The organism is Pseudaminobacter sp. Soil_N_29 (assembly GCF_057656055.1).
The window spans coordinates 285,156-308,009 of record NZ_JBDGLC010000006.1 but is presented as its reverse complement, the minus strand read 5'-3'; the positions used below and the strand labels follow the sequence as shown (position 1 = coordinate 308,009).

Annotated in this window: 17 protein-coding genes; 7 read left to right on the top strand and 10 right to left on the bottom strand. The window is 66.5% G+C overall.

Annotation, left to right across the window (positions count from 1 at the left end; all coding sequences use genetic code 11):
• Window positions 1–54: 54 nt before the first annotated feature.
• The gene (locus AC3A4H_RS15935) at window positions 55–2,340 is read right to left on the bottom strand and encodes an NADP-dependent malic enzyme (protein WP_487767550.1); all 2,286 of its coding nucleotides are present in this window, start codon (window positions 2,338–2,340) and stop codon (window positions 55–57) included.
• Window positions 2,341–2,521: 181 nt separating this feature from the next.
• Between AC3A4H_RS15935 and mutS the strand changes: the two genes are divergently transcribed.
• Entirely contained in the window at window positions 2,522–5,179 is a 2,658-nt protein-coding gene (gene mutS / locus AC3A4H_RS15930) for a DNA mismatch repair protein MutS (protein ID WP_487767610.1), read from the top strand.
• 318 nt (window positions 5,180–5,497) lie between these two features.
• Here mutS and AC3A4H_RS15925 read toward each other — a convergent pair whose 3' ends face one another.
• Complete coding sequence (locus AC3A4H_RS15925; RefSeq protein ID WP_487767549.1) at window positions 5,498–6,469, bottom strand: small ribosomal subunit Rsm22 family protein; 972 nt, start codon at window positions 6,467–6,469, stop codon at window positions 5,498–5,500.
• A gap of 17 nt (window positions 6,470–6,486) precedes the next feature.
• On the bottom strand, window positions 6,487–7,749 hold the full coding sequence (locus AC3A4H_RS15920) for an Hsp70 family protein (protein WP_487767548.1): 1,263 nt from the start codon (window positions 7,747–7,749) through the stop codon (window positions 6,487–6,489).
• Between the two features lie 217 nt (window positions 7,750–7,966).
• Between AC3A4H_RS15920 and AC3A4H_RS15915 the strand changes: the two genes are divergently transcribed.
• Both AC3A4H_RS15915 and murJ read left to right on the top strand, forming a co-directional pair.
• Entirely contained in the window at window positions 7,967–10,765 is a 2,799-nt protein-coding gene (locus AC3A4H_RS15915; protein WP_487767547.1) for a [protein-PII] uridylyltransferase, read from the top strand.
• 82 nt (window positions 10,766–10,847) lie between these two features.
• Entirely contained in the window at window positions 10,848–12,434 is a 1,587-nt protein-coding gene (gene murJ, locus AC3A4H_RS15910) for a murein biosynthesis integral membrane protein MurJ (RefSeq protein WP_487767546.1), read from the top strand.
• Window positions 12,435–12,513: 79 nt separating this feature from the next.
• Here the strand turns inward: murJ and AC3A4H_RS15905 are convergent, their stop codons facing one another.
• Window positions 12,514–12,918: a type II toxin-antitoxin system VapC family toxin gene (locus AC3A4H_RS15905; protein ID WP_348778852.1), complete on the bottom strand. Its 405-nt coding sequence runs from the start codon at window positions 12,916–12,918 to the stop codon at window positions 12,514–12,516.
• Window positions 12,894–13,163 (bottom strand): type II toxin-antitoxin system VapB family antitoxin, encoded by a 270-nt coding sequence (locus tag AC3A4H_RS15900; protein WP_487767545.1) that lies wholly within the window; start codon window positions 13,161–13,163, stop codon window positions 12,894–12,896. The genes AC3A4H_RS15905 and AC3A4H_RS15900 overlap by 25 nt, the downstream gene beginning before the upstream one ends.
• Window positions 13,164–13,400: 237 nt before the next feature.
• On the opposite strand from AC3A4H_RS15900, the gene trpS reads away from it, so the two are divergent.
• From trpS to AC3A4H_RS15885, 3 genes are all read left to right on the top strand, one after another.
• On the top strand, window positions 13,401–14,468 hold the full coding sequence (gene trpS / locus AC3A4H_RS15895; RefSeq protein ID WP_487767544.1) for a tryptophan--tRNA ligase: 1,068 nt from the start codon (window positions 13,401–13,403) through the stop codon (window positions 14,466–14,468).
• 84 nt (window positions 14,469–14,552) lie between these two features.
• Entirely contained in the window at window positions 14,553–15,044 is a 492-nt protein-coding gene (locus AC3A4H_RS15890; RefSeq protein WP_348778849.1) for a universal stress protein, read from the top strand.
• A gap of 111 nt (window positions 15,045–15,155) precedes the next feature.
• Window positions 15,156–15,731 (top strand): NifU family protein, encoded by a 576-nt coding sequence (locus AC3A4H_RS15885; RefSeq protein ID WP_487767543.1) that lies wholly within the window; start codon window positions 15,156–15,158, stop codon window positions 15,729–15,731.
• Between the two features lie 135 nt (window positions 15,732–15,866).
• On the opposite strand, the gene AC3A4H_RS15880 is transcribed toward AC3A4H_RS15885, so the two are convergent.
• Complete coding sequence (locus AC3A4H_RS15880; protein ID WP_487767542.1) at window positions 15,867–16,487, bottom strand: L,D-transpeptidase; 621 nt, start codon at window positions 16,485–16,487, stop codon at window positions 15,867–15,869.
• A 273-nt stretch (window positions 16,488–16,760) separates the two neighbouring features.
• Between AC3A4H_RS15880 and AC3A4H_RS15875 the strand changes: the two genes are divergently transcribed.
• Window positions 16,761–17,261 (top strand): MmcB family DNA repair protein, encoded by a 501-nt coding sequence (locus AC3A4H_RS15875; protein WP_487767541.1) that lies wholly within the window; start codon window positions 16,761–16,763, stop codon window positions 17,259–17,261.
• Window positions 17,262–17,501: 240 nt separating this feature from the next.
• On the opposite strand, the gene AC3A4H_RS15870 is transcribed toward AC3A4H_RS15875, so the two are convergent.
• The 4 genes from AC3A4H_RS15870 to AC3A4H_RS15855 all read right to left on the bottom strand — a co-directional run bounded on the left by AC3A4H_RS15870 (window position 17,502) and on the right by AC3A4H_RS15855 (window position 22,815).
• Complete coding sequence (locus tag AC3A4H_RS15870) at window positions 17,502–18,065, bottom strand: ActR/PrrA/RegA family redox response regulator transcription factor (RefSeq protein WP_487767540.1); 564 nt, start codon at window positions 18,063–18,065, stop codon at window positions 17,502–17,504.
• 89 nt (window positions 18,066–18,154) lie between these two features.
• The gene (locus AC3A4H_RS15865) at window positions 18,155–19,483 is read right to left on the bottom strand and encodes an ActS/PrrB/RegB family redox-sensitive histidine kinase (protein WP_487767539.1); all 1,329 of its coding nucleotides are present in this window, start codon (window positions 19,481–19,483) and stop codon (window positions 18,155–18,157) included.
• A gap of 39 nt (window positions 19,484–19,522) precedes the next feature.
• Window positions 19,523–22,171: an ATP-dependent helicase HrpB gene (gene hrpB / locus AC3A4H_RS15860; RefSeq protein ID WP_487767538.1), complete on the bottom strand. Its 2,649-nt coding sequence runs from the start codon at window positions 22,169–22,171 to the stop codon at window positions 19,523–19,525.
• Window positions 22,171–22,815, bottom strand: a complete 645-nt coding sequence (locus tag AC3A4H_RS15855; protein ID WP_487767537.1) for an ATP-binding cassette domain-containing protein — start codon at window positions 22,813–22,815, stop codon at window positions 22,171–22,173. Before AC3A4H_RS15855 ends, hrpB begins: the two co-directional genes overlap by 1 nt.
• Window positions 22,816–22,854: the final 39 nt, after the last annotated feature.

The window sequence follows — 22,854 nt, the reverse complement described above, 5'->3', positions numbered from 1 at the left end:
CTCTCCCCCGCGTCGCGGGGGCGAGGAACCGCAGCTTCGGCGTGAGGCTCTCCCTCAAGCCCCCGCCGTAAACGCCGCAATCGCCGCCATGTTGACGATGTCCGAATCCTTGGCATTCAGCGGCACGATCTGGACCGGCTTGTTGAGGCCGACCAGCAGCGGGCCGATGACTGTGCAGCCGCCGAGTTCCTGCAGCATCTTGGTCGAGATAGAGGCCGAGTGGAATGCCGGCATGACCAGCACATTGGCCGGGCCCTTGAGGCGGCAGAACGGATATTGCTGCATGAGGCGCGGGTTGAGGGCGACGTCGGCGGCCATTTCGCCGTCATATTCGAAATCGACGCGGCGCTTGTCGAGGATTTTTACCGCTTCCTGGATGCGCTCGGAGCGCTCGCCGGCCGGGTGGCCGAAGGTGGAATAGGCGAGCATGGCGATGCGCGGCTCGTAGCCCATGCGGCGCGCGAAGCCGGCGGCTTCCTCGGCGATGTCGGCGATCTGCTCGGCATTCGGCATGTCGTGCACGGCCGTGTCGGCCACCAGCACGGTGCGGCCGCGACAAAGCGCTATCGACACGCCGATGACGCGGTGGCCGGGCTTTGCGTCGATGGCACGGCGCACTTCCTCCAACGCGGTGGAGTAGTTGCGGGTGACGCCGGTGACCATGCCGTCGGCATCGCCCAGCGCCACCATGGCGGCGGCAAAATGGTTGCGGTCGTTGTTGATCAGGCGCTGGCAGTCGCGGAACAGGAAGCCCTGGCGCTGCAGGCGCTCGTAGAGGAAGTCGGCATAGATGGCGTTGCGGCGCGACAGGCGCGCATTGATGATCTCGATGCCGGGCTTGTCGAGGTCGACGCCGGCCTGGCGGGCGTTTTCCTTGATGACGTCGTCGCGGCCGAGCAGGATGGCGGTGCCGAGGCGCTGGTTCACATAGGAAACGGCCGCGCGCATCATCTGCTCTTCCTCGCCTTCGGCGAAGACGATGCGCTTGGGCTGGCGGCGCACGCGGTCATAGATGCGCTGCAGCGTGGAGGCGATGGGATCGCGCCGGGCCGAAAGCTCCTGCGCGTATTTGTCGAGGTCGAGGATGGGCCGGCGGGCGACGCCGGTGTCCATCGCGGCCTTGGCCACCGCGACGGGAATGGCCGAGATGAGGCGCGGGTCGAACGGCACCGGGATGATGTAGTTGGGGCCGAATTTCGGCCGGTTGCCCTGGTAGGCGGCGGCCACGTCGTCTGGCACGTCCTGGCGGGCAAGCTCGGCAAGCGCGCGGGCGGCGGCGATCTTCATCTCGTCGTTGATGGTTGTGGCGCGCACGTCGAGCGCCCCGCGAAAAATGTAGGGGAAGCCGAGCACGTTGTTGACCTGGTTCGGATAGTCCGAACGGCCGGTGGCCATGATGGCATCGGTGCGGATTTCGGCCACTTCCTCCGGCGTGATTTCCGGATCGGGGTTGGCCATGGCGAAGATGATCGGGTTTTTCGCCATGGACTGGACCATGACCGGGGTGAGTGCGCCCTTGGCCGAAAGGCCGAAGAACACGTCGGCGCCTTCCAGCGCCTCGGCCAGCGTGCGGGCGTCGGTTTCCACCGCATGCGCCGACTTCCACTGGTTCATGCCTTCGGTGCGGCCCTTGTAGACCACGCCCTTGGTGTCGCACAGGATGATGTTTTCGGGCGCAAAACCCATTGCCTTGATGAGCTCGATGCAGGCGATGCCAGCCGAGCCGGCGCCGTTGCAGACGAGCCTGGTGGTCTTGACGTCGCGGCCGGTGACTTCCAGCGCGTTGATGAGGCCGGCGGCGGCGATGATGGCCGTGCCGTGCTGGTCGTCGTGGAAGACGGGGATGTCCATGATCTCGCGCAGGCGGCTCTCGATGATGAAGCAATCCGGCGCCTTGATGTCTTCCAGGTTGATGCCGCCGAAGGACGGCCCGAGATAGCGCACGCAGTTGATGAATTCGTCGACGTCGGTGGTGTCGACCTCGAGGTCGATGGCGTCGACGTCGGCGAAGCGCTTGAACAGCACTGCCTTGCCTTCCATGACCGGCTTGGAGGCGAGCGCGCCGAGATTGCCGAGGCCGAGGATGGCGGTGCCGTTGGAGATCACCGCCACCATGTTGCCGCGGGCGGTGTAGTCGAAGGCGCGGCTGGGGTCGTCGGCGATTGCCAGCACGGGGGCCGCCACGCCCGGCGAATAGGCGAGCGACAGGTCGCGCTGCGTGGCCATGGGCTTGGTGGGGCTGATCTCCAGCTTGCCGGGGCGGCCCATGGCGTGGAAATCCAGCGCTTCCTGGGTGCCCACGGAGGGGCCTGCATTGTCGGTTCTGTTGCCGGATGCCATGGTCTCGCGCGGTCCCTTCCCAAGCCGATTTTTGTGGAGTGTTCGGGATTAAGGCTACACTTCGGCCCTGTAAACCGCCAAGCAGGGCAAAGCTGCATTTTTGGACGATAACGTGAACGACGAAACGCCGATCCGCACCGAGGCAAGCACGCCGGCCCCAGGCAGCGGCGCCGCCACGCCGATGATGGAACAGTTCCTCGAGATCAAGGCGGCGAACCCCGGTTCGCTGCTGTTCTATCGCATGGGCGACTTCTACGAACTGTTCTTCGACGACGCCGAGATCGCGGCGCGGGCGCTGGGCATCGTGCTGACCAGGCGCGGCAAGCACCAGGGCCAGGACATTCCCATGTGCGGCGTGCCGATCCATGCGGCCGACGACTATCTGCAGAAGCTGATCGGGCTCGGCCACCGGGTTGCCGTGTGCGAGCAGATCGAGGATCCGGCCGAGGCCAAGAAGCGCGGCTCGAAATCGGTGGTCAAGCGCGACGTGGTGCGGCTGGTGACGCCGGGCACCATCACCGAGGACAAGCTGCTGGCGCCGGCGGAATCGAATTTTTTGATGTCGCTGGGGCGCGTGAAGGGCGGCGGCTCGGACAACGCCTATGCGCTGGCCTGGATCGAGCTGTCGACCGGCGTTTTTCGCGTGGCCGAGACGAGCGCCGACAATCTGCTGGCCGACATCTTCCGCATCGACCCGCGCGAACTGATCCTGCCCGAGCCGGTGTTCTACGATGCCGAGCTGAAGCCGGTGTTCGACCTGGTGGGGCGGGTGGCGAGCCCGCAGCCGCCAAGCCTGTTCGACTCCACCTCGGCGCCGGGCCGTATCGCGCGCTTCTTCGAGGTCGCGACGCCGGACAGCTTTGGCACCTTCTCGCGCGCCGAGCTGTCGGCCATCTCAGGCGTCGTCGCCTATGTGGAGAAGACCCAGAAGGCCGAGCGGCCGCCGCTGTCGCGGCCCGAACGCGAGCATGCGGGTTCGACGCTGTTCATCGACCCGGCGACGCGGGTCAATCTGGAACTCCTGCGCACCACCAGCGGCGGCCGCGACGGCTCGCTGCTGAAGGCCATCGACCGCACGGTGACCGGCGCCGGCGCGCGGCTTCTCGCCGACCGGCTGATGTCGCCGCTGACCGACCCCAAGGCCATCGCCCAGCGGCTGGATTCGGTCGCCTTCTTCCTCGCCGAGCGGCGGCTGGGGGAGGCGCTGCGCGGCTGCCTGAAGGGCGTGTCGGACATGCCGCGCGCGCTAACAAGGCTGGCGCTGAACCGCGGCGGCCCGCGAGACCTCGGCGCGCTGCGCTCAGGCTTCGAAGCGGCGCTGGCGATACGCACGCTGTTTGCCGAGGTTGAGGTCCCGGCCGAGATTTCGGAAGCGCTGGAAGCTATTTCGGCGCTGCCGGTTGCCTTCGCCGAGCATCTCACCGGCGCGCTGGACGACGACCTGCCGCTGCTCAAGCGCGACGGCGGCTTTGTCCGCGCCGGCTATCACGCCGAGCTCGACGAGATGCGCGCACTGCGCGACGAGTCGCGCCGCGTGATCGCCGGCATGGAGCGCGACCTGATCGAGGAAACCGGCATCCGCTCGCTGAAGATCCGGCACAACAACGTGCTGGGCTATTACATCGAGGTGACGGCGAACCATCAGGCGATCATGACCGGCACGGACGAGGCCAAGGCGCGCTTCATCCATCGCCAGACCATGGCCAACGCCATGCGCTTCACCACCACCGAACTGGCCGAGATGGAGACCAAGATCGCCAATGCCGCCGACCGCGCGCTGGCGATCGAACTTGCCGCCTTCGACACGCTGGTGGCGGAAGCAGTCGCCCACGCCGAGACGATCCGCGCCGGGGCTGCGGCCCTGGCCGTGCTGGACGTTTCGGCCGCACTTGCGGTGCTGGCGACCAGCGAGAACTGGTGCCGGCCGGTCGTGGACGACAGCCTCGCTTTCGAGATCGTCGGTGGCCGCCACCCGGTGGTGGAGCAGGCGCTGCGCGCGGCAGGCGAGAACGCATTCGTGGCCAATGACTGCGACCTGTCGCCCGAAGGCGGCGCCAAGGCCGGCGCCATCTGGCTGCTGACCGGCCCGAACATGGGCGGTAAGTCGACCTTCCTGCGCCAGAACGCGCTGATCGCGATCCTCGCGCAGATGGGGTCTTTCGTCCCGGCGGCCAGCGCCCATATCGGCGTCGTCGACCGGCTGTTTTCACGCGTCGGCGCCTCGGACGATCTGGCGCGCGGGCGCTCGACCTTCATGGTCGAGATGGTGGAGACGGCGGCGATCCTCAACCAGGCGGGCGAGCGCGCGCTGGTCATCCTCGACGAGATCGGGCGCGGCACGGCGACCTTCGACGGCCTGTCGATCGCCTGGGCGGCGGTGGAGTATCTGCACGAGAAAAACCGCTGCCGCGCGATCTTCGCCACCCATTTCCACGAGATGACGGCGCTGGCCGAGAAGCTGCAGCGCCTCCACAACGTGACCATGCGGGTGAAGGAGTGGGAGGGCGACGTGGTCTTCCTCCACGAGGTAGGCAAGGGTGCCGCCGACCGCAGCTACGGCGTGCAGGTGGCGCGGCTGGCCGGCCTGCCCGACGCGGTGGTGAGCCGCGCCAAGGACGTGCTCCACCGGCTCGAGGCCGGCGAAACCTCCGGCAAGGCCGACCGGCTGGTCGACGACCTGCCGCTGTTCTCGGCCGTGGCGAAGAAGGAAACGCCGCCCGCGCCGGCGAAGGTGGACGTTTTAGGCGCAGCCCTTGCCGCGCTCAATCTCGACGAGATGACCCCGCGCCAGGCGATGGAAGAGCTGTATAGGCTGAAGGAGTTGGCGGCGAAGGGGTGAGGTGGAGTCGTCAACGGCTAAGCCGGCGCTCTATGTTGCCCCCCTCTGGCCTGCCGGCCATCTCCCCCACAGGTGGGGAGATCAGCTGTCATCACGGCTTTCGCCAAACGTCAGCGTTGCAGAATGAGTGGTGCGAACGAAGTTGCCCAATCTCCCCCAACAGGCGAGGGAATCAGCTGTCATCACGACTTTCGCCAAACTTCAACGTTGCAGAACGGGCGATGCGGACGAAACTGCTAATCTCCCCCCTTGTGGGGGAGATGGCCGGCAGGCCAGAGGGGGGCGCGACGGAGCGAAGGTCGTGCAAATTTTCGACCCTCACTCACCCCACACCCCATCGCCCCAATCGAGCTTGCGCGCCGCCTTGAAGGCGGCACCCTCGCGGCGGGTGAGCAGGCGTTCGCCGGCGCTGCCTTCGGCATCGCACAGTTTCAGCCGCACCATGCCGCTCGAGGCTTGAGGGGGCGCCAGAACACGGGCCGAGGCGCCCTCGCCCGCATGCCGCGAGGCGGCGATATAGATGAACTTTTCGTCTTCCCACGGCACTTCGCCGCCCTTGGCCAGCCGGTGCAGGCGCGAGCGGGCGACGCGGCGGGAGAAATGGCACCAGTCGGGCGCGACGAGCGGACATTCGCGGGCGTGCGGACAAGGGGCAATCAGATGCGCGCCGGCCTCGATGAGGCGCGTGCGGGCGCGTAAAATGCGTTGCCAGCCGGCCGGCGTGCCGGGCTCGACGATGACCAGCGTATCGCCCGTCAGCGTCCACAGCCGGTCGACCAGCGGCTCGATCTTTTCAGGCGGCAGCTCGTCCAGCACATAGGCGAGCGTGACGAGATCGGCGGGTTTCAGGTCAGGGAATTTTCCCAAAACATCGGCGGCAAGGTAGCGCGCGGCGACGGGCTCGGCGTGGCGGGCGAGGTCCGCGCCCACGGCGCGGATTGAGGGGCTCGCCTCGACCAGCATGGCATCCTCAAGACTGTCCCAGCAGTCGCGCGCCGCCCAGAACACCGTGCCGGGGCCGGCGCCGACATCGATGAGGCTGCGTGGCGCGAAATTTTCCCGCGCCTCGGTCACCGCCTCGAGGCTGGCGCGGACAGCCGCATAGGTCGCCGGCAGGCGCGTCGCCAGATAGGCCTTCGCGGCCAGGTCGTCAGACAGGTGCAGCCGCCCGTCGCGCGTCTCGGCACGGTAGCGGCGCGACAGCACCTCCGCCGCCTGCTTGAGTGCTGCCAGCGGCACGCCTTCGAGCGCCTTGTCGACCGCCTGGCGAAGGACTGCGGGAAGTTCCATACCGGCTAAAATCCCCCTCAGGCGCTGCCGAATTTGCGAGCGGCGTCGAGCGAAAGCCCGAGCCCGACCGAGCCGAACATATCGCCCTGCACGACCGTTGCACCCGGAAAAAGTGACAGCACGCGGCTTTTGAGCAGCGGGATGGCCGTCGAGCCGCCGGTGAGGAAGAGCGTGGTGATGCGCTGGGCCTCGACGCCGGCATCGGCAAGCGTCTTCGCGACCGTATTCGCCACGCGCTCGACCGCCGCCTCGATTGCCTCGTCGAGCCCGGCGCGCGTGACCGGCAACGACAGCGTCTCCTCGGTCAGCTTCACGGTCATCATGGCGTCGTCGCGGTCGGTGAGGTCGATCTTGGCCCGCTCCACCGTGCCGGCCAGCGCGTGGCCCTGGCGGTTCGACACGATGTCGATCATGCGGTCGACCAGCTCGGGCTTTGCGGCCTCGTAGCGGATCTGGCGCAGGTCGGTCATCGCCTTGGGCGTATAGAGCATGTTGATGCGCTGCCAGGTGGCGAGGTCGTTGAAATAGCCGGCGGGCAGGTTGCGCTTGCCGTCCTTGGTCGGCGTCTTGTAGCCAAGCTCGGGCATCAGCCGGGCGACCGAGAGCAGCCGATCGAAATCGGTACCGCCGATATGGACGCCGGTGCTGGCGAGGATGTCGTCCTTGCGGTCGGCCGCGCGCGCCCGTTCGGGCGAGACGCGCACGATGGAGAAGTCGGAGGTGCCGCCGCCGATGTCGATGATCAGCGCCAGCTCCTCGCGGGTGACGCTCTGCTCGTAGTCGAGTGCCGCGGCGATCGGCTCGAACTGGAAGGCGATGTGCTTGAAGCCCTGCGCGCGGGCGGCGGCTTCGAGCTGGTCCTGCGCGTCGCGGTCGGCGGCCTCGTCCTCGTCGACGAAATAGACCGGGCGGCCGAGCACCACGCTTTCGATCTCCTCGCCGACTTCGGCATCCAGCCGGTTCTTCAGATTGGCGATGAAGGTGCCGATGATGTCGGAGAATGCGAGGTAGCGCGCCTTGATGCGGGTCTTTTCGTGGATCAGCGAGGAACCGAGCACGCTCTTCAGCGCGCGCAGCAGGCGGCCCTCGGCGTTCTCGGTATAGTCCGCAATGGCGCGGCGGCCGAAATAGGTGCCGTTATCCTCGAAGTTGTAGAAGACGGCGCTGGGCATGGCCAGATGCTCGCCCTCGAGCGGCACCAGGCGCGGCCGACCGTTGTGCATGTAGCCGACCGTCGAGTTTGACGTGCCAAAGTCGATGCCACCGCTGATCGGTTTCATGGGATGCTTTCCTTGTGCGAGATGAGGCCCGGCGCGGGGGAGGTGTGGCGGTTACACAAGCCGTGCGGCAATGTCGAGACGAGGGACCGATTTTTTTGACCTGCGCCGATGCAATTGCGACAATGTTGCCGCCCTAAAGGCGCCGCAGACGCGCCCCATACCCGGCCGGCGAAAAAAGCGCTAGACGCCGCCCTCAAAGCGAGGCTTTTACTCAGGCATGGCGAAGATACCCCTGAAGCTCGAGGACCTGATCGACGGCGCAGAGCTGCGCCGCGACCTGACGGCGCTGACGGCCGGGACCGGCGGCGACGGTGCGGGCGCGCAGGTGCGCCTGGGCGTGCTGAAGCTTCTGAAGGAGCGCAATGCGGCCGGGCGGGCGATTGCCGAGCGCATGCTGCGCGAGGATGGCAGCGGAGCGGCCTGCGCGGCGCGGCTGTCGCACCTGATGGACGAGCTGATCCGCGCGCTCTACGACTTCGCCGCCACCCATGTCTACCACGCCCGCAACCCTTCTTCCGCCGAGCGCATGGCGGTGGCGGCGGTGGGCGGCTATGGCCGCGGCACACTGGCGCCGGGCTCCGACATCGACCTCTTGTTCCTGCTGCCCTACAAGCAGACGCCCTGGGGCGAGCAGGTGGTGGAATACATGCTCTACATGCTGTGGGACATGGGGCTGAAGGTCGGCCACGCCACCCGCAACATCGACGAATGCCTGCGCCTGTCGCGCGAGGACATCACCATCCGCACCTCGATCCTCGACGCGCGCTTCCTGTGGGGCGAGGAGAAGCTCTATGGCGAACTGCTCACCCGCTTCGACAAATCGGTGGTGAAGGGCACGGGGCCCGAATTCGTCCATGCCAAGCTGGCCGAGCGCGACGAGCGCCACACCAAGGGCGGCGAAAGCCGCTACCTGGTCGAGCCCAACGTCAAGGACGGCAAGGGGGGCTTGCGCGACCTGCAGACGCTGTTCTGGATCGGCAAGTATTTCTACCGCGTGCGCAGCGGCGAGGAACTGGTGGGCAAGGGCGTGCTTACCCGCGCCGAATACAACCAGTTCCTGAAAGCCGAGGATTTCCTGTGGGCGGTGCGCTGCCACATGCATTTCCTGACCGGCAAGGCCGAGGAGCGGCTGCATTTCGACATCCAGCGCGACATCGCCGAGCGGCTCGGCTACACCAGCCACCCCGGCCTGTCGGCGGTCGAGCGCTTCATGAAGCACTATTTCCTGATCGCCAAGACGGTGGGCGACCTGACGCGCATCTTCTGCGCCGGGCTGGAAGAGGAGCAGGCCAAGCACGTGCCGGGCCTCAACCACCTCTTCCCGACCTTCACGCGACGCCAGCGCAAGCTTGCCGGCACCAGCGACTTCATCGTCGACAACCACCGCATCAACGTGGCCGACGACCAGGTCTTCGTGCGCGACCCGGTCAACCTGCTGAGGCTGTTCTGGTTCGCCGACAAGCACGGGCTGGAATACCACCCCGACGCGCTGAAGCTGCTCACTCGCTCGCTGTCGCTGGTCGACAAGAACCTGCGCCGCAACAAGGAAGCCAACCGGCTGTTCCTCGACGTGCTGACCTCGGACCGCAACCCCGAGCTCAACATGCGGCGCATGAACGAAGCCGGGCTGCTCGGCAAGCTGATCCCGGACTTCGGCCGCATCGTCGCGATGATGCAGTTCAACATGTACCACCACTACACGGTGGACGAGCACCTGCTGCGCTGCATCGGCGTGCTGTCGGAACTGGAGCGCGGCGGCGGCGAGAAGATCCACCCGCTGTCGCACTCGCTGATGGAAGGGCTGAAGAAGAAGCGCGAGGCGCTCTACGTGGCGGTGCTTCTGCACGACATCGCCAAGGGTCGGCCCGAGGACCATTCCGAAGCCGGCGCGAAGATCGCCCGGCGCATCTGCCCGCATATGGGCCTGTCGCCCGCCGACACCGAGACGGTGGCCTGGCTGGTGGAAAAACACCTGATCATGTCGATGACGGCGCAGACGCGCGACCTCAACGACCGCAAGACCATCGAGGATTTTGCCGACGTGGTGCAGTCGGTGGAGCGCATGAAGCTGCTCTTGGTGCTGACCGTCTGCGACATTCGCGGCGTGGGGCCGGGCGTGTGGAACGGCTGGAAGGGCCAGCTGCTGCGCACGCTCTATTACGAGACCGAGCTGCTTTTGACCGGCGGCTTTTCGGAAGTGTCGCGCGCGCAGCGGGCGGCCGAGGCCCGCGCGGCGCTGGACGCCGCGCTCTCCGAGTGGCCGGAGGATGCGCGCAAGCGGCTGGTGGACCTGCATTACGAAAACTACCTGCTGGCAGTCGACCCCAACGACCAGGTGCGGCATGCCGAGTTCATCCGCATGGCGGATGCGCAGGGCCGCAAGCTGGCCACCATTGTCAGGACGCACGAATTCGAGGCGGTGACCGAGATCACCGTGCTGGCGCCCGACCACCCGCGCCTGTTGTCGGTGATCGCGGGGGCCTGTGCCGCGGCCGGCGCCAATATCGTCGACGCGCAGATCTTCACCACCTCGGACGGAAGGGCGCTGGACACGATCCTGATCAACCGCGAATTCGACATGGACGAGGACGAGCGGCGGCGCGCCGAGCGTGTCGGCCGCCTGATCGAGGACGTGCTGGCGGGAAGGGCCTGGCTGCCGGAGATGATCGAGAGACGCGGCCGGCCGAAGCGCGGCGCCAAGGCCTTCCGCCGCGAGCCGCGCGTGGATATCCGCAACACGCTGTCCAACCGCTTCACGGTCATCGACGTGCACTGTCTCGACCGGCCGGGCCTGCTGTCGGAGATCACCGGCGCGCTTTCGGACCTGTCGCTCGACATCGCCTCGGCCCACATCACCACCTTCGGCGAGAAGGTGATCGACACATTTTATGTGACCGACCTGACCGGCCAGAAGATCGACAACCCCACGCGCCAGCAGGCTATACGCGACAGGCTGCTGGCGACGCTACAGGGCCAGACCGCCCAGCGCGACGCGAAGGCCAGGGCTGCGGTGTAGGGGGCGCCATGTCCGAAAAAACGAAAACGCAGCGGCAGCGCGAACGAGAAATAATGCTTCATCAAGACGGATCGCCGCACGCATGAGCCTTGTGAAAAAATTCGCCACCGTTGCGTCCGGCACGCTGATGAGCCGCATTTTCGGCTTCACCCGTGAGATGCTGATGGCGGCGGCCCTTGGCACCGGGCCTATTGCCGACGCCTTCAACGCAGCCTTCCAGTTTCCCAACACGTTTCGGCGGCTGTTTGCCGAGGGCGCCTTCAACGCCGCCTTCGTGCCGCTGTTTGCCAAGGAGATCGAGGCCAACGGCAATGAAGGCGCCAAGCGCTTCTCGGAAGAGGTGTTCGGCGTGCTCTTCACGGTGCTGATCGCGCTCACCATCCTGATGGAAATTTCGATGCCGCTGCTGGTGTCGACAATCGTCGCCCCCGGCTTCACGCAGAACCCGCAAAAATTCGACCTCACCGTCGCGCTCGCCACCATCATGTTCCCCTACCTGATGTGCATGTCGCTGGCGGCGATGATGAGCGGCATGCTGAATTCGCTGCGCCGCTATTTCGCCGCAGCAATCGCGCCGGTGTTCCTGAACGTCATCCTCATCGCCGTGCTGGGCTATGCCTGGTACAGGGGCCATGACGGGCTGACGGTGGGCTATGCGCTGGCCTGGGGCGTGCTGGCCGCCGGCCTGGTGCAGCTCGCAATCGTCTGGATCGCGGTGCGCCATGCCGGCATTTCGATCGGCTTTCGCCGGCCGCATCTGACCCCCAACGTCAAGCGCCTGCTTGTGCTGGCCTTCCCGGCCGCGGTGACAGGGGGCATCACCCAGATCAACCAGCTCATCGGCACGGCGATCGCCTCGGGCAAGGCGAGCGCGGTCTCGTCGCTCGCCTATGCCGACCGCGTCTACCAGCTGCCGCTTGGCGTGGTCGGTATCGCGGTCGCCATCGTGCTGTTGCCGGAATTGGCGCGGGCGCTGAAGGCGGGCAATCACCGCGAGGCGGCCAACCTGCAGAACCGCTCGGTCGAGTTCACGCTGTTTTTGACCCTGCCGGCGGCGGCGGCGCTGCTGGTGATATCGGAGCCGATCATCCGCGTGCTCTATGAGCGAGGCGCCTTTGCCGCCAGCAACAGCACGCCGACCGTCTCGGCCATACTGGCGATCTTCGGCCTCGGCCTGCCGGCCTTCGTGCTGATCAAGGCGTTCACGCCCGGCTATTTCGCGCGCGAGGACACCCGCACGCCGATGATCTTCGCCGCCGTCTCGGTGGCGGTGAACATCTCGCTGGCGCTGGCCCTGTTTCCGAGCATGGGCGCACCCGGCATCGCCACCGCCTCGGCCGTGGCCGGCTGGGTGAACGCGGCCATGCTGCTTGCCGTGCTGATCCGGCGCGGGCATTGGGGCTCCGACATTCCGCTTCTGACTCGCATTCCGCGGCTGGTGCTGGCGGCGGCCGTGATGGCCGGCGCGCTGCACTTGGCGGCGGGACGGCTGGAGCCCTACCTCGCCTCCTCCGCGCCCCTCCACACCCAGGCACTGACGCTGGCCGTCCTCGTCAGCGCCGGGACTGTGATCTATTTCGGCGTCGCCTTCGGCATCGGCGGCGCCGATCTCGGCATGATCCGCCGCAACATCAGGCGCGGCGCGGCAAGCTCGCAGGCAGTGGAATAGGCGCCCAGGTCAGGCGGCGTGCGGACGGATTTCCTCGGCCCCTATCGCCGCGCGCCAATGCGGACGATCAGTCCCGAGCCTACGGAACCGTCTCCAGATCGGTCAGCCGGAATTCGTCGGCGGTGGAGAGCATTGGCGCGCCGTAGTATCGGGCACATGCATAATGGAAACAGTCCGCCATGTTCAGGCGGATCGCATTGCTGCGAAAGCGCGAGGCCGCCTCGATGGAGAGCGATACAGACTCTTCTCCAGGTGGGAGTTCACGAAGAGCGATTCCGCGCTCGTCGAGAAACCGCGTGACAATGCGAGATGTCAGATCGACCGGCGCCGCAAGCTTCTCGGGGCGCGCAAGCGCCATCGCCGCTTCCCATACTGCAATGGCTGAAGTGAATGGATTTTCGGCTTCGACTATCGCTGCCGCACAACGAGCTGCTTCCGGCTCATCGCTCAGAATTGCGACTATGGCAGCGGCGTCGATGAACATTGGTCATCACCGGACAATTCGTCATAGACCGAACGGGACAATGGCTGGCGTGCCTGCTCGGTCAATTGAATTCCAAATTCGCTTCGAAGCCGCGCTGCCGTTTCGACAGGACTTTCGCTATTGCGCCGGCGCGCCAGCGCCTCGTTCATGGCAATGACAATCGCTTCGGTGAGCCCGACGCCCTCCATCTGCGCGAAAGTGCGCGTGAGCTTGTCGGCCTCCTTGTTGGTGATGTTGATCGTCATGCTACACCTCTGCCTCTACATAGCATGAGCTACACATATAGTCACCGATCTCGCCCAAATCGAGGGTTTCTTGTTGCCCTTTGTGGCGGGCCCATCTTGCTCTCGCCCGCGCCATCGTTCATAAGCGCGCATCGATTTTCGCCGCGCGCATTCTCCTAGCCGCATGATTCAGACCGAAAAGTCTGCAACTTTTCGGGATCATGCTCAAACGGGCCCTCCACAAGCCACGAGGACATCATGAACGAATTCAAGCCGCTCGTCTTTTCCGGCGTCCAGCCCACGGGCAATCTTCACCTCGGCAACTATCTCGGCGCGATCCGCAAGTTCGTCGCCCTGCAGGAAAGCAACGAATGCATCTATTGCGTCGTCGACCTGCATTCGCTGACCGCCCAGCTTGTCCATGACGACCTTGCTGGCCAGACGCGCTCGATCACCGCGGCTTTCCTGGCATCCGGCATCGACCCGAAGAAGCACATCGTGTTCAACCAGGCCCGCGTGTTGCAGCACGCCGAGCTCGCCTGGATATTCAACTGCGTGGCGCGCATCGGCTGGATGAACCGCATGACGCAGTTCAAGGACAAGGCCGGCAAGGACCGCGAGAACGCCTCGCTCGGCCTGCTCGCCTATCCGAGCCTGATGGCGGCCGACATCTTGCTCTACCGCGCCACCCATGTGCCGGTCGGCGAAGACCAGAAGCAGCACCTCGAGCTGACCCGCGACATCGCCCAGAAATTCAACAACGACTTCTCCGCCCGCATCGCCGAGCTCGGCCTCGGCGTCGAGATGATGATGGGCGAGGAGAAGGTGAACGGCTTCTTCCCGATTACCGAGCCGATCATAGGCGGCCCGGCGGCGCGCATCATGTCGCTGCGCGACGGCTCCAAGAAGATGTCGAAGTCGGACCCGTCCGACCTTTCGCGCATCAACCTGACCGACGATGCCGACACGATCTCGAAGAAGATCAAGAAGGCCAAGACCGATCCGGAGGCGCTGCCGAGCGAGGTAGACGGACTTGCCGGCCGACCCGAGGCCGAGAACCTGGTCGGCATCTATGCCGGCCTCGCGGACATGACGAAAGAGGGCGTGCTCAAGGAGTTCGCCGGCCAGCAGTTCTCGGTGTTCAAGCCGGCACTGGCCGACCTCGCGGTCGAGAAGCTCGCACCGGTCGCCGACGACATGCGCCGCCTGATGGCCGATCCCGGCTATATCGACAGCGTGCTGCGCGATGGCGGCGACCGTGCGCGCGTGATCGCCGAAGGCACGATGAAGAACGTGCATGAGATCATCGGTCTGCTCAACAATTGAGCGTTTCAGAGCAGACCGCTTGCGGAGGTCCTGCGCGAGTGGCAAATTGCGCCGGAACGGGCGGTCCCGCAACAAGGTTGGCACATGGTCTCTAAGCGTCTCAGTCGCGAAGCCGGACACCGACGCAAGTTCCTGGCGATCATCGACGATACGCCGGAATGCGAACGCGCAGTGAGCTATGCCTCCTACCGCGCCAAGAACACCGGCGGCGTGGTGGTGCTGCTCTACGCGATCGAGCCGAGCGACTTCCAGCACTGGCTGGGCGTGGAAAAGATCATGCGCGAGGAAGCCGTGGCCAACGCCAACACGGCGCTGGACGGCTATGCCGCCAAGGTGCGCGAGAAGCTGGGCATCGAGCCGGAGCTGGTGGTGCGCGAGGGCAAGACCTCGGAACAGATCCACCAGTTGATCGAGGAAGACCAGGACATTGCCATCCTGGTGCTTGCCGCCGGCGCCTCCAAGGAAGGGCCGGGCCCGCTGGTAGCTTCCATCGCCGGCAAGGGCGCAGCCTTCCCCATTCCGGTCACGGTTGTGCCGCAGAACCTCTCCGACGAGGAACTGGAAAGCCTGGCCTGAGCGACCAATCGAGCGAAAGCGTCCCGCCGGATGCAGGCGCGGCTTGAATGTCGCGGCCACAAGGCTTATTTAGAATAGTTCCAAACTACTGAAATGCGCGGAGAAACGGCCATGTTCATCCAGACCGAGGCGACCCCCAACCCCGCCACGCTGAAATTCCTGCCCGGCAAGGAAGTGCTGACGCAGGGCACTGCCGATTTCCGCGATGCCGAGGCGGCAGGCCAGGCTTCGCCGCTGGCCGGCCGGCTGTTCGAGATTCCCGGCGTGACCGGCGTGTTCTTCGGCTACGACTTCATCACCGTTTCCAAGGACGGCCCCGACTGGCAGCATCTGAAGCCGGCGATCCTGGGCGCCATCATGGAGCATTTCATGTCGGGCGCGCCGGTGATGGCCGCCGGCGGCCATGCCGCCGCTGCCCATGCCGACGTCACCGGCGAGTTCTTCGACGAGGCCGACACTGAGATCGTCGCCACCATCAAGGAACTGCTGGACACGCGCGTGCGCCCGGCCGTGGCGCAGGACGGCGGCGACATCACCTTCCGCGGCTACGAGAACGGCACCGTGTTCCTGCACATGAAGGGCGCCTGCGCCGGCTGCCCCTCTTCCACGGCAACGCTGAAGCACGGCATCCAGAACCTGCTGCGCCACTTCGTGCCCGAGGTGGAGCACGTGGAGCAGGTTTCCTGATCGCTGCCTCGATAGCCTCGATGAAAAACAAAAAACCGGGCTCCAGGAGCCCGGTTTTTGTTGCGACGTCCTGTTGCCGAGACGGCTCGCATAAAACCTTTGCGCCCCGCTGACGGGGCCGGCCCGTTCGGGCCCTCAGATCACGATCACCTTGGCGCCGGTCTCGGCGCGCTCGTAGAGATCGATTATGTCCTGGTTCATCAGGCGGATGCAGCCCGAAGACATGGCCTTGCCGATGGAAGACCATTCGGGCGTGCCATGCAGGCGGTAGCCGGAATCGCCGCCATTGTTGAACAGGTAAAGCGCGCGCGCGCCGAGCGGATTGGTCAGGCCGGGCGGCATGCCGCCGCGCCACTTGGCGAGCTCCGGCTGGCGGCCGATCATTTCCGCGGGCGGCGTCCATCTCGGCCATTCGCGCTTCAGCGCCACCCGCGCGGTGCCGCGCCACTCGAAGCCCTGGCGTCCGACGCCGATGCCGTAGCGCACGGCCTTGCCTTCCGGCAGAACAAAATAGAGGAACTTGTTGGCCGTATCGACGATGATGGTGCCGGGCCGCTCGGACGTGTCGTAACGCACGATCTGGCGATGGTATTTCTTGTCGACCTTGTAGATCGGCACCGACGGCAACTGGTAACCGGCATCCACCCGCGCGCCGTAGTCCGACGAGAACACCTTGAACGTACCATCGCTGGCGCATCCGGCGGCGGCCAGCGCAAGTGCAAGGCTGGCGGCGACGGCAAGTGGTTTCATGCGCATAAGAAAATCCGCAGCTCCGGTCCCGACCACGACCGGCCCGATTCGGGCCGGACCTCAGCGTTGTTTGTATGGGAGCATGCAGTTGCTTGCCAAGTGCTTGGCCGGGCCAAAGTATGCGGGACCCGAGCGCGGCCGCGGTGCTATGGCTTTTCGGCAACAGGTCGACATGGGTGATGGCTGGCTGCCGCGGCGTAGCGGAGGCTGCCCGAGACAGCGGCAATCGCCCGCCGAAAACAGGTTCAAAACGAGAACATAACGTGGCATGGTGCGGCCATGCCGATCGTTTCACCCCTTTCCGCCAATCCGCTCGTCGACGGGCGACAGTCCGAGCGCGCCATGGTGGTGCGCCGCGGCGTGCAGCGCCTCTTGATGCAGATGGGCGCGCATGTGCTGCCCGAACTTTCGCTGGCGACCGGTCGGCGCGCCGACCTGGTGGCGCTGACGCGCCAGGGTGACATCTGGATCATCGAGATCAAATCGTCGGTCGAGGATTTTCGCGTCGACCGCAAATGGCCCGACTACCGGCTGCATTCGGATCGATTCTTCTTCGCCACGCACCCGGAAGTGCCGGCGGAGATTTTTCCCGAGGAATGCGGCTTCATCCTTTCCGACGGCTATGGCGCCGAGATTTTGCGAGAAGCGCCGGAGCACCGCATGGCTGCAGCCACGCGCAAGGCGCTGATGCTTCGGATTGCGCGCGCGGGTGCCGCCCGCCTGCTGGCGGCGGAACTGGCCGGCGTTTCGGTGCCGGCGCTGGATGGGGAGAGCGAGTAGGGCGGCTCTCACGAGGACAAGGCAATTGCCTATGGCGCGGATTACCCCCACTCCGCCTCGCTTCGCTCGGCACCTCTCCCCCTAAAAAGGGGAGAGGAAGGGCGCCAAGCTCGCGGACGGCGTTTCTCTCCCCCGTCGATCGGGGATCCGAAGGACGGGCTCGCCCTGGAATGGTGGTTTCCGAAGCAAACCGGAGTGGGGATCGAACTCGGTCGATGGCGACCCGCGCGAACGGAAAACTTACCGCGGCGCGCGCTTGGCCAGTATGCGCTGCAGGGTGCGGCGGTGCATGTTGAGCCGGCGGGCGGTTTCGGAGACGTTGCGCTCGCACATCTCGTAGACGCGCTGGATGTGCTCCCAGCGCACGCGGTCGGCCGACATCGGGTTTTCCGGCGGAGCGGCGCGCTCGCCGGTGGTGCGCGTCAGCGCCGCGAACACGTCGTCGGCGTCGGCGGGCTTGGACAGATAGTCGACGGCACCGAGCTTCACTGCCGTGACTGCCGTGGCGATGTTGCCGTAGCCGGTGAGGATGATGGTGCGCGCGTCGGCCCGCTTCTCGCGGATCGCGGCCACCACGTCGAGGCCGTTGCCGTCGCCCAGCCGCATGTCGACCACGGCATAGGCGGGCGCATGCACGCGCGCCTTGGCCACCGCCTCCTCGACGCTTTCGGCGGTTTCGACCTGGAAACCGCGCAGCTCCATGGCGCGTGCCAGGCGGGTCAGGAACGGCTTGTCGTCATCCACGATCAGCAGCGAGGTGTCGCCGCCGGTAATGCTGCCATCAACTACTTCGTCGCCGTTCATGATCGTCTGGTCCGTTCTATCTGTTTTTCTTGCCTGTTTTCCGACCAATATAGGTGCCGGAGGCCGGTTTTTCCACCCGCCGGACGGGCTCAGGCGGTATCGAACATGGAAGACGCCGCCGACCCCGGATTGAGGAAGACGTCGTGCGGCCATTCGATCTTCACGACGGCGCCCTTGCCCCGCTCGTTGGCGTTGGAAAAGGTGAGCGTGGCGCCGGAGCGTTCCAGCAGCGTCTTGGCGATGAACAGGCCAAGGCCAAGCCCGCCGCCCTGCTCGCCGCCGCCCTGCCGCGTGGTCATGTAGGGTTCGCCGATGCGGTCGATGATCTCGGGCGGGAAGCCGGGCCCGTCGTCGATGATCTCGAACACGACCCTGCGGTCGTTCCAGCTCCAGCGGATGGTGACTGTGCTGGCGGCGAAGTCGACGGCGTTTTCCACCAGATTGCCCAAGCCATAGATCACGCCGGGATTGCGGTGGCCGACCGGCTCCGGGCCGAGCTGCTCGCCCGGCTCGAGCTTGATGGAAATGCCGAAGTCGCGGTGAGGCGCGATCACCTCCTCCACCAGCGAGGTGAGCGGCATGCGGGCCAGATGCACCTCGCTTTCCGAGGACAGGCTGGTGAGGCGCTTGAGTATCTGGCGGCAGCGTTCGCTCTGCGAACGCAGCAGCGTCACGTCTTCGTGGAACTTCGGGTCCTTGCCCAGTGCCCGCTCCATTTCCTTGGCCACCAGCGTGATGGTGGCAAGCGGCGTGCCGAGCTCGTGGGCGGCGGCGGCGGCCAGCCCGTCCAGCGCCGACAGATGCTGCTCCCGCTGCAGCACCAGCTCGGTGGCTGACAACGCATTGGCCAGAAGCCGCGCCTCCTCGGCCACGCGCCACGCATAGATGGCGGTGAACGCGATGCTGGACAGAACCGCCGTCCACATGCCGGCGACATAGAGGAAAGGCATGACGAGTTCCGTGCCGGCGATCCAGGGCAGCGGCAGGTGAAAGAAGGCGAGCAGCGTGGTGAGCGCCATGACGCAAACGCCCAGCAACGCCGTGAGGCTGAGCGGCAGCGAGGTGGCCGAGATGACCACCGGCACCGCCATCAGAAGCGAGAACGGGTTGGTCAGGCCGCCGGTCATGTAGAGCAGGCCGGCAAGCTGCAGCGCGTCGAAGGTGAGGATGCCGAGCGCCGGCAGCGGCTGCAGCCGGTGCGCGGCCGGGAAGCGGAAGGTGAGCAGCAGGTTGAGCCAGGCCGAACAGGCGATCAGCGTGAAGCACAGGCTGACCGGCAGGGGAAACTGGAACCCGTAGGCGACGACCATGACGGTGACGCTCTGGCCGATGATGGCCAGCCAGCGCAGCCGGATCAGCGTGTTGAGACGCAGGCGGGCACTCTGCTGGAACTCGGGCATGTTCTGCTTCTTGACCATGAAGGGTTTATGCGCCGGACCGGTGTCCGTCGCCAAGCGCTATTTGACGCGGGGTTTTGCCCGCGCCGTGGCCTGCGCCGACAGAGGATCGTCGGGCCAGACGTGCTTGGGATAGCGCCCGCGCATGTCGGAGCGCACATCGCCCCAGGAGCCGCGCCAGAAACCCGGCAGGTCGCGCGTGGTCTGGATCGGCCGGTGGGCGGGGGAAAGCAGCTCCAGCGTCAGCGGTACGGTGCCCCCGGCGATCGACGGATGCTTGTCGAGGCCAAAAAGTTCCTGCACGCGGATGGCCAGCACCGGCCGCTCGCCCTCATAGTCGATCGGCACGCGACTGCCGGAGGGTGCGTCGAAATGAGTCGGCGCCAGCGCGCCCAGCTTGCGCTGCAGATCGTGCGGCACCAGCGACATGAGCGCATCGTGCAGCACGCCTGCGCCGATGCGGGCGAAGTTGGCCTCGCCGGTGAGGAAGGGCAGCAGCCAGTCGTCGAGCGAGGCGACCAGCGCCTCGTCCGAAACGTCGGGCCATGGTGCGCCGAGGCCGGTGTGCAGCCATTGCAGGCGATGGCGCAGGATCTGCGCTTCCTTGCCCCAGTTGAGCAGCGACAGGCCGTGTGTCTTCAGTGCTTCGATGATGGCGCGGTCGGCTTCCGGGCCGGAGGGAGCCGGCAGCATGCGCTCGGACAAAGTGATGGCGCCGAGCCGCACGGTCTCGCGCACGCGCACCGCGCGCTTTTCGGGGTCGAAGGCGCTTTCCAGCCTTTTTTCCACGTGGTGGCCGAGCACTGTGCGGATTTCGGCTTCCGAGACGGGTGCAGCCGCGGCAATGCGCGCATTCTGCGCCTTGCCCTGCATGTCGGCCACGACGAGATAGGTTTCGCCGGCCAGCGGATCGGCGGCGTCGAGCATCGCGCCGCTGCCATTGGCCAGCACAAAACGCCCGCGCTCGCCGCGCGCCTTGGCGACGCGGTCGGGCCAGGCGCGGAGAAGAAGCGCGCCAACGCTTTCCTCATGCCTCATGGGCAGGGCCGCGTCTAGAAGTCGACCCCCACTCCGCCTCGCTTCGCTCGGCACCTCTCCCCCGGTCGACGGGGGAGAGGAAACGCCGTCCGCAAGCTTGGCGCCTTTCCTCTCCCCTTTTGGGGGGGAGAGGTGCCGAGCGGAGCGAGGCGGAGTGGGGGTAAGCCGTGCCATATCCCGTTCTTCTCCCCTCAAGGGGGAGGGTAAAGCCCGCGCCAACCTCTCCGCCAATTGCTTTGCCGCCACCGCGCGCGGCGATCTTTCGCCCATGAAGCGCGACAGCCGCCGTTCCAGGTCGACGCTGTCGCCGCCAAGGCCGCGCTCGGTGAGCAGCACGGCGAGCTGTGCGGCGTCGAGCCCCTGCCCCTCGCGCGCCGCCTCGGCCACCATATGCGCAAGCCGCACCGGCAGCGCCAGCTTGCGCATGGCCGCGCCGGCTTCGGTGAGGCGCCCGTTCGCGTCGATGGCATCGAGTTCGGTGAGCAGCGTGCGCGCCTCGGAAAGCGCAGGCGCGGGCGGGGGGTCGAGGAAGGCGAGGCTCGCCGGATCGGCGACGCCGAAGGCGGCACAATCGAGCATCAGGCCGGACAGGTCGGCCTCGAGGATTTCCGGCGGCGTGAAGGCGGGAAGCGCTGCCGTCTGCTCGGCGCGCCAGAGGCGGATGGCGACCCCCGGCTCGGTGCGGCCGGCGCGGCCCGCGCGCTGGTCGGCCGAGGCGCGGGAGACGCGCACCGTTTCCAGCCGGGTGAGGCCGCTGGCGGGCTCGTAGCGCGGCAGGCGCGACAGGCCGGAATCGATCACCACCCGCACGCCGTCGATGGTGATGGAGGTTTCGGCAATCGCCGTCGCCAGCACCACCTTGCGGCGGCCCGCAGGCGCAGGCTTGATCGCGGCGTCCTGCGTCTTCGCATCCAGCATGCCGTAGAGCGGCACGATGTCGGTGTCGGCACCGACGCGGCCTTCGAGGCGTTCGCGGGTGCGCTCGATCTCGCGCTGGCCGGGCAGGAAGGCGAGCACGCTGCCGGGCTCGTCGGCCAGCGCCTCGCGCACGGCCTTGGCCATGGCATCCTCGATAGGCGTACCGGCCGGCCGCTCCTGATAGCGGATGTCGATGGGAAAACTGCGGCCTTCGCTTTCGATGACCGGCACGTCGCCGAGCAGGTTTGCCACGCGCGCGCCGTCCAGCGTCGCCGACATCACCAGCAGGCGCAGTTCGGGCCTCAGCGCGCCCTGCACGTCGAGCGCCAGCGCGAGGCCGAAATCGCCGTCCAGCGAGCGCTCGTGGAACTCGTCGAAGATCACCGCCGAGATGCCCGCCAGCTCGGGATCGTCGAGGATCATGCGCGCCAAGAGGCCTTCGGTAACGACGAGGATTCTTGTCCGGGCCGACTGCTTGCTCTCCATGCGCATGGCATAGCCGACGGTGCCGCCGGGCTCCTCGCCCAAGAACTGCGCCATGCGGCGCGCGGCGGCGCGGGCGGCGAGGCGGCGGGGTTCGAGCAGCAGGATCTTGCCATCGCCCAGCCATGGCGCATCGAGCAGCGCCAGCGGCACCAGCGTGGTCTTGCCAGCACCGGGCGGCGCGACCAGCACGGCGCTCGACTTGGCTGCAAGCGCATCGGCAAGCGCCGGCAGAACGGCGGTGACTGGAAGCTCGGGCAGACTCGGCATTACTCGGCCCCGATCCGGATGACGGCGCCGCCGGCGGCTTGGGCGTCAGCCTCGTCATGCGTCACCAACAAAACCGGCAGACCGCCGTCGCGTGCCTTGGCGAAGACCAGCTCGCGGATCTGGCCGCGCAGGTTTGCGTCGAGCTTGGAAAAGGGTTCGTCCAGCAAGAGCATACGTGGCGAGGACAAAAGCGCCCGCGCCAGCGCCACCCGCGCCTTCTGCCCACCCGACAGCGTGTCGGGATCGCGCGCGGCCATGCCGCCGAGGCCGACGCCTTCGAGCGCGGCTTCGGCCAGCGCTTCGCGGGTGGCCCTGCCCTTCACCGCCTGCGGGATGGCGAAGATAAGGTTGCCGCCAACCGACATATGCGGAAACAGCAGCGGGTCCTGGAAGAGGATGCCGGCGTGGCGGTCTTCGGCCGGCAGGGCGGTGAGCTCGACATCGCCGGAAAAGACGCGGCCGGATGCCTCGAAGGCCGAGGACAAAAAACCGCCGATATAGGCAAGCAGCGTCGATTTTCCGGAGCCGGACGGCCCCATTACGGTGAGCACTTCGCCGGGCGCGACGCGATGCGCGACCGCAACGAGCGTTTGCCCGTTCAGCGCGATCGTCACGTCGTCCAGGAAGAGCCCGTTTTCGACCATCACCCCAACCGGTTTTTTGTCCTCGCGCCGCATGGCGGA

Bases quoted from the DNA above. Each gene is read 5' to 3' on its own strand.
- AC3A4H_RS15855 (WP_487767537.1), bottom strand. From the start codon at position 22,815: ATGGTCGAAAACGGGCTCTTCCTGGACGACGTGACGATCGCGCTGAAC.
- trpS (WP_487767544.1), top strand. From the start codon at position 13,401: ATGAACGAATTCAAGCCGCTCGTCTTTTCCGGCGTCCAGCCCACGGGC.
- murJ (WP_487767546.1), top strand. From the start codon at position 10,848: ATGAGCCTTGTGAAAAAATTCGCCACCGTTGCGTCCGGCACGCTGATG.
- AC3A4H_RS15875 (WP_487767541.1), top strand. From the start codon at position 16,761: ATGCCGATCGTTTCACCCCTTTCCGCCAATCCGCTCGTCGACGGGCGA.
- AC3A4H_RS15870 (WP_487767540.1), bottom strand. From the start codon at position 18,065: ATGAACGGCGACGAAGTAGTTGATGGCAGCATTACCGGCGGCGACACC.
- AC3A4H_RS15920 (WP_487767548.1), bottom strand. From the start codon at position 7,749: ATGAAACCGATCAGCGGTGGCATCGACTTTGGCACGTCAAACTCGACG.
- hrpB (WP_487767538.1), bottom strand. From the start codon at position 22,171: ATGCCGAGTCTGCCCGAGCTTCCAGTCACCGCCGTTCTGCCGGCGCTT.
- AC3A4H_RS15900 (WP_487767545.1), bottom strand. From the start codon at position 13,163: ATGACGATCAACATCACCAACAAGGAGGCCGACAAGCTCACGCGCACT.
- AC3A4H_RS15890 (WP_348778849.1), top strand. From the start codon at position 14,553: ATGGTCTCTAAGCGTCTCAGTCGCGAAGCCGGACACCGACGCAAGTTC.
- AC3A4H_RS15905 (WP_348778852.1), bottom strand. From the start codon at position 12,918: ATGTTCATCGACGCCGCTGCCATAGTCGCAATTCTGAGCGATGAGCCG.
- AC3A4H_RS15925 (WP_487767549.1), bottom strand. From the start codon at position 6,469: ATGGAACTTCCCGCAGTCCTTCGCCAGGCGGTCGACAAGGCGCTCGAA.
- AC3A4H_RS15865 (WP_487767539.1), bottom strand. From the start codon at position 19,483: ATGGTCAAGAAGCAGAACATGCCCGAGTTCCAGCAGAGTGCCCGCCTG.
- AC3A4H_RS15915 (WP_487767547.1), top strand. From the start codon at position 7,967: ATGGCGAAGATACCCCTGAAGCTCGAGGACCTGATCGACGGCGCAGAG.
- mutS (WP_487767610.1), top strand. From the start codon at position 2,522: ATGATGGAACAGTTCCTCGAGATCAAGGCGGCGAACCCCGGTTCGCTG.
- AC3A4H_RS15880 (WP_487767542.1), bottom strand. From the start codon at position 16,487: ATGCGCATGAAACCACTTGCCGTCGCCGCCAGCCTTGCACTTGCGCTG.
- AC3A4H_RS15935 (WP_487767550.1), bottom strand. From the start codon at position 2,340: ATGGCATCCGGCAACAGAACCGACAATGCAGGCCCCTCCGTGGGCACC.
- AC3A4H_RS15885 (WP_487767543.1), top strand. From the start codon at position 15,156: ATGTTCATCCAGACCGAGGCGACCCCCAACCCCGCCACGCTGAAATTC.